Below are 12,776 nucleotides of genomic sequence, written 5' to 3'. Positions count from 1 at the left end.
AAAGGATAAAAAATGGCTTCATATTCAATGGGCGATCTAAAAAAGGGACTAAAGATCGAGATCGATGGCGTTCCTTATAAAATCGTAGAATATCAACACGTTAAACCGGGCAAGGGTGCAGCTTTTGTTCGTGCAAAGATCAAATCTTTTGTCGATGGAAAGGTTCTTGAAAAGACTTTTCACGCAGGTGACAAGTGCGAGCAGCCGCATCTTGAAGAGAAAGAGATGCAGTATCTCTATGACGACGGCGAGTTCTGCCAGTTTATGGACACGACTACTTACGAGCAAGTTGCGATCAGCGATGAGGACGTGGGTGATGTTAAAAAATGGATGATCGATGGCATGATGGTTGAAATTTTATTTCACAATGGCAATGCTATCGGCGTTGAAGTGCCACAGGTAGTCGAGCTAAAGATAGTTGAGACTCCACCAAATTTCAAGGGTGACACACAAGGTGGCAAAAAGCCAGCTACTCTTGAGAGTGGCGCGGTAGTTCAGATACCATTTCACGTACTAGAAGGCGAGGTTATCCGCGTTGATACAGTTCGTGGCGAATATATCGAGCGCGCAAATAAATAACAATACATCTGGCACGTTAAATTTATGAAAGAGAAATTTGACGAGCTTATCGCTCTGCTAAAGTCGCTATTTAAGGATAATGGCTTTAGCAAGAGCGCTTTAAATTTCTACAAAAATACTCCAAATTTTATCTACGTTGTAAATTTTCAAAAAAGCAGCGGCAATAGCTCAGAGCGCACAAGATTTTATATAAATTGCGGCATTTACGCCCCTTTTATAGAGGCTACTCTTGGCAAAGAAGCGCTTAGCAAGCCAAAAGAGTATGAGTGCCATTACAGAGCTAGAGCACATGAAATCACTCGCACATCTGCTGCATACTACGAGCTAGAGCCAGATAGTGACGTGGCTAAAATTTATGAAAATGTAGCAAACGATCTTGGCTTTGTTTTTAAATTTTTCGAGCAAAATAGCTCGGAGGAAAATTTAATAGAGCTAATGCTCGAACAAAACGGCCTTGCAGCGATAAATCAACTCTACGAATATCTTTTGATAAAAGATAAATGTGAAATTTTGATCTCTCATGCCAAAAGGCTCTTCGTAAAGCATGGCAGCGAAGCAAGGTGGGGGAAATTTCAAAACCAGATAAACGAGCTACTTAAAAAATATAAAAAAGATGAGATAAAATTTAAATGTTAAATCGCATTTGGTTGTAAAAACAGCAAATACAATTAGATAAATATGTAAACTTTGCGTCTATTTTTAAATTTTTATTTATTTAAACTACTTATTAAAATTTAGGACTTATAAATTTAAAGCTATATTTTAAAATAGAAATTTGTTGTGGTTTGCGATGCACTAGCATTAAAGCATGCATTTGGAAGGTGCGAGAGGTTTTTGCTCTGGCTTCGTCTCGTAACTGCAAGTAGACGTGATTTAGTGTCTATTCTGCAGTTGCGAGCCTGAGAAGCAAAATTCAAGCCCCCTTGTCACCCTTTTTGATAAAAAATTTAAATTTATAAAAATCTACTTTTGCAAATTTTAAAATCTTATTCACTTGCCTTAGCAGACTACTAAATTTAGGCTGCACATCGTTTAGTACTAAATTTAAAGACGTGATATACCAGCTCTAATTTTAAAATTTGCTTGAACATTTTTGTAAAAATTAAATATTTTTTAGTTCGTAGTTATAAATTTTTAAACTTTCATTCACTCGCAAGAATTGACTACTAAAATTTGGCTTCGCTTACAGCTTAGCTCAAATTTTAGAGCCGAAATTACTCGTTCATGAAATTTTAAATTTGCTTGAGTTTTTAACTGCATGCAGTGCGAAGCACTGAAGCATGCCACCTTGAACGTTGTATGGGTTAGGGGATTGTTAAGGGGGAAGTGAGCTTCTTTGCTTCGCAAGCTCGTACTGCAAGCAGACCGTAATTCAAGACACCTTGTCTCCCCTTTTGAATAAAAAGAAATTTACAAATTTAATCAAGCTGTCTTTGCAAATTTTAAAATCTTATTCACTCGCGAGAATTGACTACTAAAATTACTCGTTCACGAATTTTTTAAAATTTATAAATGCTCATCGCAGATTGTTAAATTTAGATTTTGCATAGCTGGCTATTAAATTTATCAAAAATGTCAGCTCTAATTTGAAATTTAGCTCGGAGTGTAAATTTAGACTTACTGTTCAACTATCTTTTTAACAGCTAGTGAGGCTAAATTTAGCCCAAAGCAGGCAGTCACACCCATGAAGCTTCCAAGCGGTTTGCAAAGTGGCTCTTCGACCGAAAAAACTACGTCGAAATTTCCGATAAAACCCGATCTTTTTAGCTCATATCTATATTTTCTAGCTAGTGGATCGACCGAGGTTTTCCAAACGCTAGCCACCTTTATTTTTGTAGGATCGACCCTTTTTGCACCACCCATCGAGGCTATAAATTTGCTAGGATCTACTGCGTTTGCAAGGGCGATCTTGGCAGCGATATCATCGATCGCATCGATCACCACGTCAAATTTGCTAAAGTCAAATCCAGCAACAAACTCAGGTGTGATGAATGTCTGCATAGGTGTGACGCAAGGATAAATTTTGGCAAACTCCTCCACCTTTACGCCACCCACGTTTTCGCTATAAATTTGGCGGTTTTGGTTTGTCACATCAAAGATGTCTTTGTCTATCAGCGTGATATGTCCAACTCCGCTTCTAGCGAGCACATCCACGCACATCCCGCCAACGCCTCCAGCTCCGCAAACTAGCACTTTTGCGCTTTGAAGCTTACTATAACCATCCTCACCAAAGAGCCATCTTATCCTTGTAAATCTATCATTTTGCATCAAATTTCCCTTTTAAGCTCTCCAAGCTCTCGTATGAAGTCATATTTAGTTTTATGGGCGTTATAGTGGCAAAGCCCTCATTTACCTTGCTGATGTCGCTTGGCTCACCTTTTTCGTATTCAAGTGCGGCATTTCCAAGCCAGTAGTACTCGATGCCTCTTGGATTGCGATTAAGCATGGCATGCGTGGCGTAAGTGCGTTTGCCAGCTGGCACGACGGTGTAACCTTTGAAATTTTTGCTAGTTCTAGCTGGGATATTTACGTTTAGAAATTCCCTTGGATTTAGCGAAATTTCATCATTTAGCACCTTTGGAGTGATAAATTTCACCACCTCTTTTGCTAGCTCAAAGCCAAGTTCATTTAGTGAGTTGTTTTCATAAAACTGCGAAAAAGCGATGCTTCTAATGCCCTGCAAAACGCCCTCCATCGCCGCTCCACACGTGCCAGAGTAGGTGATGTCCTCGCCCAAATTTGCCCCGTGATTTATGCCACTTATCACTAGATCTGGCTTTTTATTATAAAGTGCGTGAAGTGCGAGATATACGCAGTCGCTAGGCGTTGCATCGTCAAGTTTAAAAAAGTTATCATCAAGTTTTATAAATCTAAGCGGCCTTGTGAGAGTTAGCGAGTGAGCGCAGGCTGATTTTTCAGAGCTTGGAGCTACGATCGTGACATTTACGCCATCTAGCTCGCACAAAGCTTCTTTTAAGGCAAACAACCCAGTCGCCTCAAATCCATCGTCATTTGTTATCAAAATTTCTTTCAAATTTTATCCTTTAAAGGGTTGGATTTTATCACAGCTTTCTTAAAATTTTAAAGAATTTTTGCGTATAATGCCCCCAAAAAAAGACCTGATGAAAGTGTGTAAATGAAAATTTTAGTCTCCGCTCTTGAGCCATCGGCAAATTTGCATTTAAAAGAAATTTTGAAAAATTTTGAGGGCGAATTTGAGCTAATGGGAATTTTTAGCGAAGAGCTTGGCACGCCATATATGAAAAGCAGCGAGTTTTCAGCGATGGGCTTTGTCGAGGTTTTGCCGCTCATCTTTAAAGCAAAAAAGGCGATGAAAGTGATGAGCCAGATGGCAAAAGAGGCTGATGCGGTGCTGCTAATCGACAGTCCAGCCTTTAACCTGCCGCTTGCAAAGGCTATAAAAGAGGCTGGGGCAAAGGCGGCCGTGACATACTACATCTTGCCTCAAGTTTGGGCGTGGAAGCCAAAAAGAGTGAGCGTAGTGGAGAGGTATTGTGACAACCTCGCTTCGATCCTGCCATTTGATGCGAAATTTTATAGCCGATCGACCTATGTTGGACATCCTTTGATGGATGAGATAAAGCTTAAAAAAACTAGCCTAAGTAGCAGCGGCAAAGTGGCTTTTCTGCCAGGTTCAAGAAGGTCAGAAATTTCAAGGCTGATGCCAGTTTATAGAGAGCTTGCTAAAAAAATAGATGCCAAGAGGCTTCTTGTCGTGCCGCCATTTTTGCTTGATAAAGTGGGTGAAATTTATGGCGATGTGAGCGATTTTGATATCGTCTCAAACACGCCTGAAGCCTTGTATGAGAGCGATTTTGCCTTTGTATGCTCTGGAACGGCTACGCTTGAAGCAGCGCTCATTGGCACGCCATTTGTGCTAGCATACAAGGCAAAAGCGATAGATGTTTTCATCGCTAGAAAATTTGTAAAGATTAAGCACGCGGGACTTGCAAATATAATGTTTGACTTCATGGGCAAAGAGCCGCTTCATGAGGAATTTATCCAAGAATTTGCAACGGCTGAAAATTTGCTAAAAGCTTATGAGAGCTGTGATAGGCAAAAATTCTTAAAAGGCTGCGATGAGCTACGGGCTTACTTAGGGCATGGCAGCAGTAAAAATGTAGTAAAAATTTTAAAAAATATGGAGTAAAAAATGAGTGAACCAATGACAATGCACGGATACGAGAAGATAGAAGCTGAGCTAAAGGATCTAAGACTGGTGCAGCGTCCTCAAATCGTAACAGAGATCGACATCGCAAGAAGCCACGGCGATCTTAAAGAAAATGCTGAGTATCACGCAGCAAAAGAGAAGCAAGCCTTTATAGACGCTAGGATAGCTGAGCTTAGCGCACTTTTGGCAAACGCAGAAGTGATCGATCCAAGTAGCTACGAGCATGATAGGGTGAGGTTTGGCTCAAGTGTGACGATAATGGACGAAGAGACTGAGGTTGAGCATACTTACACGATAGTTGGTGTTAGCGAAAGTGACCTAGACAAGGGCTATATCTCGATAAACTCACCTCTTGCAAAGCAGCTTTTAGGCAAGGCTGAGGGCGATGAGGTCGCGCTAAATTTACCAAAAGGCAGAAGCGACGTTGAGATCGTTAATATCTGCTACAAACCTATAAAATTTGACTAAAAAGATGAGGCAAAGAGCTAAAACTGCTTTTTGGCTCTGCTAATTTTTAATTAAGGTAAAATTTGAGCGAATATCTATATGCCCCCGTTATAAAAGAAGGCGCGATCTTTTTGGCTGATGCGCATGAAAACATAAACCGCGATGGATTTTTGAAATTCTTGCGCGCTGTCGATAGCGGAGAGATCAAAGAGCCGCCACAGATTTTCTTGCTTGGTGATATATTTGATTTTTTAACGGGCGAGGGCGAATATACAAGAGAATTTTACGCTGAGCACTTAAGTCTTATAAATAAAATTTCACAAAAGGTGGAAATTTTTTACTTCGAGGGCAACCACGATTTTAGGCTTTCAAATTTATTTAATAAAACTAGAGATTTTTGGGACAAAGGCGAGAGGCTAAGCTTTGAAGGGGTAAAGGTTTATGACATTTGCGCTCAGCCAGTGAAATTTAGAACTATAGGCGGTGAGCACGTCCAGATCGCGCATGGCGATATATTTTTACCTTTTATAGATAAGTATGCGCTTAGGTTTTTAAGGCTTAGATGGTTTTTGAAATTTATGAACGCGCTTGATAAAATTTTGGATTTTAAAATTTCAAAAGCGATACTAGCTAAACTTATTAAGAAAAATCTGCACTATAAAATTTTAAACTTCAAGGAGCTAATGAGCAAGCATTTGCAGGGCTTTGACGCAAGTATAGTGATAGAGGGACACTATCATCAAGGTGAGCTATTTGATATTTACGATAGATTTTATATAAATTTACCTTGTTTTGCATGCGAGCAAAGTTATTTTGTTGTAGAATACGCCCAGCAAAAGTTGAATTTGCTCAAAATGAGTTTGAAAGGACATTGATGTTTGGAGACAACGTACTAAAAACGGGCTCAAACGAGATGGAACTTGTTGATTTTCGTATCTTTAAAAAGGCCGAAAACAAAGTATATGAAGGAATATACGGAGTCAATGTCGCAAAGGTGCGGGAGATCATTAAGATGCCAAATCTTACCGAGCTTCCTGGCGTTCCCGAGTATATCGAGGGAATTTTTGATTTAAGAGGTGTGGTTATCCCTGTTATAAATTTGGCAAGATGGATGAATATCATCGAGCCAACTGAGGGTGTCGTCATAAAACCACGTGTTATTATCGCTGAATTTAGCGGTATATTGATCGGTTTTATCGTCCATGAGGCCAAGAGGATCAGACGTATAAACTGGAAAGACATAGAGCCTGCAAATTTTGCTGCTGGAGCTGGTACTCTAGATAAGGGCAAGATCACAGGTGTAACGAGAATAGAAAACGACGAAGTACTTCTTATCCTTGATCTTGAAAGCATCGTTGAAGAGCTAGGAATTTACTCACCAAAGATCGAATTTGACGTAACAGACGATCAAAAGATCAAAGGTGCTGCTTTGGTTCTAGATGATAGCTCAACTGCTAGAAAGCTAGTAAAAGATGCACTTGAGAAGATGGGCCTTAGCGTGGTTGAAGCTAAAAACGGCGTTGAGGGCTTAGAGAGGATGGAGGAGCTTTATCAAAGATATGGAGATAACTTAACAAAAGAGCTTAGAGTTATCTTAAGTGATATCGAAATGCCACAAATGGATGGATACCGCTTTGCTTCAACTATTAAAAATGATGATAGATTTAAAGATGTTCCAGTTGTGTTTAACTCTTCATTAAGCAACGAATTTAGTGAGGTTAAGAGTAAAGAAGCTGGTGGCGCTGCGTATCTTACAAAATTTGATGCTGGTGTATTTTATCAAGAGGTGCTAAAAGTGATTGAAGCACATTCTAAATCTGCGAAGTGAGGTGAAGTATGGATGATATGAAAGAAATAATGGAAGACTTTTTAATAGAGGCTTTCGAACTTATTGAGCAGATAGACCATGACCTTGTTGAGCTAGAGGCAAATCCTGAAGATTTGGAGCTTTTAAATAGAATTTTCCGTGTTGCTCACACAGTAAAAGGTAGCTCAAGCTTTTTAAATTTTGATGTTTTAACAGAGCTTACTCACCACATGGAGGATGTTTTAAACAAAGCTAGAAAAGGCGAGCTAAAGATCACTCCAGATATCATGGACGTTGTCCTTGAGTCAGTTGATATGATGAAAGGACTACTTGAGAGCATTAGAGATAATGGTAGTGACGCAGCCGCTGGCATTGATATCAAAAATATCTGCGCTAGTCTGACACAAATTTCTGAAGGTGAAGCCCCAAGTGCAGCCCCAGAAGCTCCAGCAGCAGCACCAGCTCCTGAGCCAGTAAAAGAGCCAGAACCTGCCGCACCAGCTGAAGAAGCAGCTCCTGAAGTAAGCGATGCTGAGCTTTCAAAGCTAAGTGACTCTGAGGTTGAAGCTGAGATAGAGAGACTCTTAAAAGTTAGAAAAGCAGAAGATCAAGCAAGACGTGCTTCAAAAGGCATAGCTCCAAAATCTCCTGAAGAGATAGCACCAGCTGCTAGCGCTGCACAAGCACCTGCACCTAAGCCAGCTCCTAGTAGAGAAAGAGATGCAGATAAAAAAGTACCAGCAGCTAGTAGCAGCAGTGCAGTAGCACAAGAGCAAACGATACGTGTTGAAGTAAAAAGACTTGATCACTTGATGAATTTAATCGGCGAGCTTGTCCTTGGCAAAAACCGCTTGTTAAAAATTTATGATGACGTAGAAGAGAGATATGAGGGCGAGAAATTCCTTGAAGAGCTAAATCAAGTAGTATCAAGCCTAAGTCTAGTTACGACTGATATCCAGCTAGCTGTTATGAAGACAAGAATGCTTCCAATAGCAAAAGTCTTTAATAAATTCCCACGTATGATACGCGATCTTAGCCGTGAGCTTGGTAAGCAGATCGACCTTGAAATTTCAGGTGAAGAGACTGAGCTTGATAAATCAATCGTTGAAGAGATCGGCGATCCGCTAGTTCACATCATCAGAAACTCATGCGACCACGGTATCGAAGACCCTGAGACAAGAAAGGCAATGGGCAAACCTGAAAAAGGCCTTGTTCAGCTAAAAGCTTACAACGAGGGCAACCATATCGTTGTTGAGATAGTTGATGATGGTAAGGGCTTGGATGCTGATATGCTTAAAGCTAAGTCTATAGAAAAAGGCATCATCACTGAGCGTGAAGCTGATGCGATGAGTGAGAAAGAGGCGTTTGGTCTTATATTTAAGCCAGGATTTTCAACTGCAGCGAAGGTTACAAACGTATCTGGTCGTGGCGTTGGTATGGACGTTGTTAAGACAAATATCGAAAAACTAAATGGTATCATTGATATCGAGAGTGAAGTTGGAAAAGGCACGGTTATGAAGCTTAAAATTCCACTCACACTTGCGATCATTCAGTCACTTCTTGTTGGAACACAAGAGGAATTTTATGCGATACCACTTGCGAGCGTTCTTGAGACTGTTCGGGTGCCGATCGATGATATTTACACGATCGATGGTAAAAACGTTTTAAGACTAAGAGATGAGGTCTTATCTCTTGTTAGACTTTCGGATGTCTTTGGTGTCAATAAAGTCTTTGACGGTGGAGATCAAACTTACGTCGTTATCATCGGCGTTGCTGAGGCAAAACTGGGTATCATTGTAGATACATTAGTTGGTCAAGAAGAGATCGTTATTAAGTCAATGGGTGATTATCTACAAAATATCCCAGGCATCGCTGGAGCTACTATTAGAGGCGATGGCCGCGTAACTCTTATCATAGACGTTGGTGCTATGATGGAGATGGCAAAGGATATTAAGGTAAATATTAGAGCCGAAATGGAAGATAGCACTAAAGCAAAAGAGAAACCAAGCGATTATAAGGTCCTAATCGTTGATGACTCTAAGATGGATAGAACCATCATGCAAAAATCGCTTGAGCCAATCGGCGTCACAATAATAGAAGCAACTAACGGAGTAGAAGCACTCAATATAATTAAATCAGGCGAGCATGCATTTGATGCGGTGCTCATTGATATTGAGATGCCAAGGATGGACGGATATACTCTAGCTGGTGAAATTCGCAAATACTCTAAGTATCGCACTTTACCGCTAATAGCAGTAACATCAAGAACGTCTAAAACTGATAGATTGCGCGGAGTAGAGGTTGGTATGACAGAATATATCACAAAACCATATTCGTCAGAATACCTTGAAAACGTTGTTAGAAAAAATATTAAATTAGGTTAGGGGTTAGGCGATGAATGATAAACTAAACCAAGTTTTAAGCAAACAAAAACAGCAAATTGACGAGCCTGAGATAAAAAACAACGAAGATATAGTCCAACTTGTAGGCTTTGTTGTTGGCGAGGAAGAGTATGCGATACCTATTTTAAATATCCAAGAGATAATCAAGCCTATCGAATACACCCGTGTTCCTAGCGTGCCTGACTATGTTCTTGGTGTTTTTAACCTACGTGGAAACGTTATCCCGCTTATTGATTTGCGAAAACGTTTTTCACTAAATGTTACAAAACAAAGCTCAAATACAAGATATATCGTCATGAAAGATGAGGATAATATCGCAGGCTTCGTGATAGACCGTTTGACGGAGGCTATCAGGATAGACCGCAACAGGATCGATCCGCCGCCAGAGACTTTGGTAAAAGACAAAGGCATGATATATGGTATCGGCAAACGCGATCAAAATATCCTTACGATTTTAAAGGTTGAGAGCCTTTTAAAGCGTGATTTTTAGGGCATAGCTTGATAAAACTTTGTGTTTTTGACTTTGACTCTACGATAATGGACGGCGAGACAATTGATATCCTCGCCGCCGCTAATAACGCCAGCAATGAGGTGGCTAGTATAACGAAGCGTTCGATGAACGGCGAACTTGATTTTTTTGAAAGTCTTACAGCAAGAGTAAAATTTTTAAAAGGAATGCCACTTTCAAAAGCAGATGAAATTTGTAAAAATTTACCCATCATGCCAGGAGCTAGCGAGCTTATAGCTGCTCTAAAGCAAAAAGGTATAAAGGTTGTGGTCTTTAGTGGTGGTTTTCACATCGCAACTGATAAGATGCAAGAAAAACTTAAATTTGATGCAAATTTTGCAAATATCTTGCACCACAAAGATGGAATTTTAACAGGTGAAGTTGGCGGAGAGATGATGTTTGGTAGCTCAAAAGGCGAAATGATAGATCGCTTAAAGGGGCTATTAAATTTAGATAAAAGTGAGATCATGTGCGTTGGCGACGGAGCTAATGACGTGTCAATGTTTAGAAAATGTGATCTAAAAATTGCCTTTTGTGCGAAAGAAATTTTAAAAAAAGAGGCGACGCATTGCGTGGATGTCAAGGATCTGCGTGAAATTTTAAAATATATAAGGTGAAAAAATGTATGACAATGAAGCTAAATTTTCTCTTTGGTGCGACTTTATAGAGAGAGATTTTTTACAAAACGAACTCAACTCTTTATTAGAAAAAGGCGTTATAAACGGAGCTACAAGCAACCCAGCTATCTTTAAAACAGCTTTTGCATCACCTGCTTACAAACAGATCATACAAAATAGCAACAAGCGTCACCCAAAAGACCTCTATGAAATTTTAGCGACCCAAGATATCAAGATCGCCGCATGTAAAATGCTAAAAAACTACGCAAATGGCGATGATGGCTTTGTTAGTATCGAGGTTGATCCAAATTTAAGTGGTGAAACAGCTGCGACGATAGAAGAGGGTATTAGGCTTCACAATCTTATCTCAATGCCAAATGTAATGATAAAAATTCCAGCCACAAAAGAGGGCTATGAAGCGATGAGCGCGCTTATGGCAAGAGGTATTAGCGTAAATGCGACGCTCATTTTCTCGCCAGATCAGGCTAAAAACTGCCTAGAGGCTTTTAAAGAGGGCAGTAAGGCTTATGCAAGCCGCTTTGTGGATACGACGATGCCAAAAGGTGTGATCAGTGTTTTTGTTAGTAGATTTGATAGAAAGCTTGATGAGACAATGGCTGCAAAGAGTCTACCAACAGGGCAGATCGGCATAATGAACGCTGCAAATATCTATCATATCATTGAGGATTTTGGCTTAGAAAACGTAAGGACACTTTTTGCAAGCACTGGCGTAAAAGGTGGTGGCTTAAGAGGGGATTATTACGTTAGGGAGCTAATGTATAAAAACTCTATAAACACAGCTCCGATAGATACGATAAAAGAATTTATAAAAGAAAAAGCTGAGGCAAAAAATGCCCCTAGCAAAGAGAATATCTCAAGCTTTTTTCACATCATAAAAAATAATGATATCGATATAAATGCTACTTATAAAGAGCTTTTAAATGACGGCTTAAAGCAGTTTGTTGCGGCATTTGACGACATTATGAAATCACTTTAATGACCAAAAAAGACCTAGACTCATATCTGTGTTCTTTAGTGGATAAAGGTGGTAGCGACCTTCATCTAAAGTCCGCAAGCCTTGTTTATGGCAGATTTAATGGTGAGATCATGCCACTTAGTGAAGAAAATTTAGACCCAAGTGACGCAGTAGCTATCGCAAATGAGCTTTTGGGGGCTAAATTTGATGAGTTTATGGATAAAAAAGATATCGATTTTTCTTATAAACTAAATGATGAGTACTGCTTTCGTGTAAATATGTTTTTGCAGATAAATGGAATTTCTGCTGTCTTTCGTGTCACTCCAACAAAAATCCCAACTATAAAAGATCTAAATTTACCAAGCGTGATAGAAAAAATTTGCACCGAGACCACTCGTGGCATCATCCTAGTGACTGGCCCAACTGGAAGTGGCAAGACGACAACGCTTGCAAGCATGATAAATTTCATAAACCAGACAAAAAGATCGCACATCGTGACTATCGAAGATCCGATCGAATACGTATTTAACGACGATAAAAGTATAATCAACCAGCGCTCTATCGGGGCAGATGCGCTAAATTTCTCAGATGCACTAAGGGCTTCATTAAGAGAAGATCCTGACATCATTTTGGTAGGTGAGATGAGAGATCTTGAGACGATTGAGACTGCCATTAGAGCTGCTGAGACTGGTCACTTGGTGCTTTCGACACTTCACACGCTTGATGCAAAAGAGAGCGTAAATAGAATAGTAAATAGCTTCCCGCAAGGCGAGCGAGATAAGGTCAGCCTTATGTTCTCTTCAGTGCTTGCTTGCGTCATCTCACAAAGGCTAGTTAAGACGCTTTTTGGCACAAGACGCCCAGCAGTCGAGATCATGAGAAAAAATACCCGCATAAAAGAGCTCATATCTGAAGAGAAATTTGATGAGATCGATCTTGCCATAGCTGAGTCAAAAAATACTTACGGCATGCAAACCTTTGATCAGCACCTGCTTGAACTTTATGAAAATAAGATAATTAGTGCCGAAGTGGCGCTTGATAATGCTAGCAACAGGGGCGATTTGCAGCTTAAGATAAAAAGCTCAAATGTAGCAGGTTTTAGCTTTGAAAATGGTGTAAATTTTGGTAAACCTCAAAGCAAACAAGATCAACCTGAAGTGATCGCGCTTAAAGAAATTTAATAAGCTTTATGTGAAATTTATAAAGCATTAGATAAAATCAGCACCTATTTTTTATGAAAGGAAAACG

13 protein-coding genes are annotated in these 12,776 nt (G+C 39.8%); 11 read left to right on the top strand and 2 right to left on the bottom strand.

Going from position 1 to position 12,776, the window contains the following annotated elements; genetic code table 11:
* The first annotated feature begins 12 nt into the window (after positions 1-12).
* Together efp and CVS86_RS07035 are read left to right on the top strand one after the other, a co-directional pair.
* Complete coding sequence (efp, locus tag CVS86_RS07040; RefSeq protein ID WP_004317246.1) at positions 13-579, top strand: elongation factor P; 567 nt, start codon at positions 13-15, stop codon at positions 577-579.
* Between the two features lie 24 nt (positions 580-603).
* Entirely contained in the window at positions 604-1,215 is a 612-nt protein-coding gene (locus CVS86_RS07035; protein WP_107791418.1) for a DUF4304 domain-containing protein, read from the top strand.
* Positions 1,216-2,196: 981 nt separating this feature from the next.
* Here CVS86_RS07035 and CVS86_RS07030 read toward each other — a convergent pair.
* Both CVS86_RS07030 and surE read right to left on the bottom strand, forming a co-directional pair.
* The gene (locus tag CVS86_RS07030; RefSeq protein ID WP_107791417.1) at positions 2,197-2,847 is read right to left on the bottom strand and encodes a ThiF family adenylyltransferase; all 651 of its coding nucleotides are present in this window, start codon (positions 2,845-2,847) and stop codon (positions 2,197-2,199) included.
* Positions 2,837-3,613: a 5'/3'-nucleotidase SurE gene (gene surE, locus CVS86_RS07025; RefSeq protein WP_107791416.1), complete on the bottom strand. Its 777-nt coding sequence runs from the start codon at positions 3,611-3,613 to the stop codon at positions 2,837-2,839. The genes CVS86_RS07030 and surE overlap by 11 nt, the downstream gene beginning before the upstream one ends.
* Positions 3,614-3,715: 102 nt before the next feature.
* Between surE and lpxB the strand changes: the two genes are divergently transcribed.
* The 9 genes from lpxB (at position 3,716) to CVS86_RS06980 (ending at position 12,709) form a co-directional block, all read left to right on the top strand.
* Positions 3,716-4,750 (top strand): lipid-A-disaccharide synthase, encoded by a 1,035-nt coding sequence (gene lpxB, locus CVS86_RS07020; RefSeq protein ID WP_107791415.1) that lies wholly within the window; start codon positions 3,716-3,718, stop codon positions 4,748-4,750.
* Between the two features lie 3 nt (positions 4,751-4,753).
* Positions 4,754-5,239 (top strand): transcription elongation factor GreA, encoded by a 486-nt coding sequence (gene greA / locus CVS86_RS07015; RefSeq protein ID WP_009294667.1) that lies wholly within the window; start codon positions 4,754-4,756, stop codon positions 5,237-5,239.
* Between the two features lie 62 nt (positions 5,240-5,301).
* Complete coding sequence (locus CVS86_RS07010; RefSeq protein WP_107791414.1) at positions 5,302-6,093, top strand: UDP-2,3-diacylglucosamine diphosphatase; 792 nt, start codon at positions 5,302-5,304, stop codon at positions 6,091-6,093.
* Positions 6,093-7,046 carry a chemotaxis protein gene (locus CVS86_RS07005; protein WP_103568277.1) on the top strand — a complete coding sequence of 318 codons (954 nt, stop codon included), beginning with the start codon at positions 6,093-6,095 and terminating at the stop codon, positions 7,044-7,046. The genes CVS86_RS07010 and CVS86_RS07005 overlap by 1 nt, the downstream gene beginning before the upstream one ends.
* An 8-nt stretch (positions 7,047-7,054) precedes the next feature.
* Positions 7,055-9,409, top strand: coding sequence for a chemotaxis protein CheW (locus tag CVS86_RS07000; RefSeq protein WP_107791413.1), 2,355 nt, complete (start codon positions 7,055-7,057; stop codon positions 9,407-9,409).
* Between the two features lie 10 nt (positions 9,410-9,419).
* The gene (locus CVS86_RS06995) at positions 9,420-9,917 is read left to right on the top strand and encodes a chemotaxis protein CheW (RefSeq protein WP_021087872.1); all 498 of its coding nucleotides are present in this window, start codon (positions 9,420-9,422) and stop codon (positions 9,915-9,917) included.
* A gap of 8 nt (positions 9,918-9,925) precedes the next feature.
* The gene (serB, locus tag CVS86_RS06990) at positions 9,926-10,552 is read left to right on the top strand and encodes a phosphoserine phosphatase SerB (RefSeq protein WP_107791412.1); all 627 of its coding nucleotides are present in this window, start codon (positions 9,926-9,928) and stop codon (positions 10,550-10,552) included.
* A gap of 4 nt (positions 10,553-10,556) precedes the next feature.
* On the top strand, positions 10,557-11,549 hold the full coding sequence (locus tag CVS86_RS06985; protein WP_103616985.1) for a transaldolase: 993 nt from the start codon (positions 10,557-10,559) through the stop codon (positions 11,547-11,549).
* On the top strand, positions 11,549-12,709 hold the full coding sequence (locus CVS86_RS06980) for a type IV pilus twitching motility protein PilT (RefSeq protein WP_103598339.1): 1,161 nt from the start codon (positions 11,549-11,551) through the stop codon (positions 12,707-12,709). The genes CVS86_RS06985 and CVS86_RS06980 overlap by 1 nt, the downstream gene beginning before the upstream one ends.
* The last annotated feature ends 67 nt before the right edge of the window (positions 12,710-12,776 follow it).

The organism is Campylobacter concisus, from assembly GCF_003048605.1.
In the GTDB taxonomy this organism is placed as follows: Bacteria; Campylobacterota; Campylobacteria; order Campylobacterales; family Campylobacteraceae; genus Campylobacter_A; species Campylobacter_A concisus_BM.
Note: the sequence above shows the minus strand (reverse complement) of the source record. Positions and strands in the feature narration are given on the sequence as shown.

Bases quoted from the DNA above. Each gene is read 5' to 3' on its own strand.
- efp (WP_004317246.1), top strand. From the start codon at position 13: ATGGCTTCATATTCAATGGGCGATCTAAAAAAGGGACTAAAGATCGAG.
- CVS86_RS07035 (WP_107791418.1), top strand. From the start codon at position 604: ATGAAAGAGAAATTTGACGAGCTTATCGCTCTGCTAAAGTCGCTATTT.
- CVS86_RS07030 (WP_107791417.1), bottom strand. From the start codon at position 2,847: ATGCAAAATGATAGATTTACAAGGATAAGATGGCTCTTTGGTGAGGAT.
- lpxB (WP_107791415.1), top strand. From the start codon at position 3,716: ATGAAAATTTTAGTCTCCGCTCTTGAGCCATCGGCAAATTTGCATTTA.
- greA (WP_009294667.1), top strand. From the start codon at position 4,754: ATGAGTGAACCAATGACAATGCACGGATACGAGAAGATAGAAGCTGAG.
- CVS86_RS07005 (WP_103568277.1), top strand. From the start codon at position 6,093: ATGTTTGGAGACAACGTACTAAAAACGGGCTCAAACGAGATGGAACTT.
- CVS86_RS07000 (WP_107791413.1), top strand. From the start codon at position 7,055: ATGGATGATATGAAAGAAATAATGGAAGACTTTTTAATAGAGGCTTTC.
- CVS86_RS06995 (WP_021087872.1), top strand. From the start codon at position 9,420: ATGAATGATAAACTAAACCAAGTTTTAAGCAAACAAAAACAGCAAATT.
- CVS86_RS06985 (WP_103616985.1), top strand. From the start codon at position 10,557: ATGTATGACAATGAAGCTAAATTTTCTCTTTGGTGCGACTTTATAGAG.
- CVS86_RS06980 (WP_103598339.1), top strand. From the start codon at position 11,549: ATGACCAAAAAAGACCTAGACTCATATCTGTGTTCTTTAGTGGATAAA.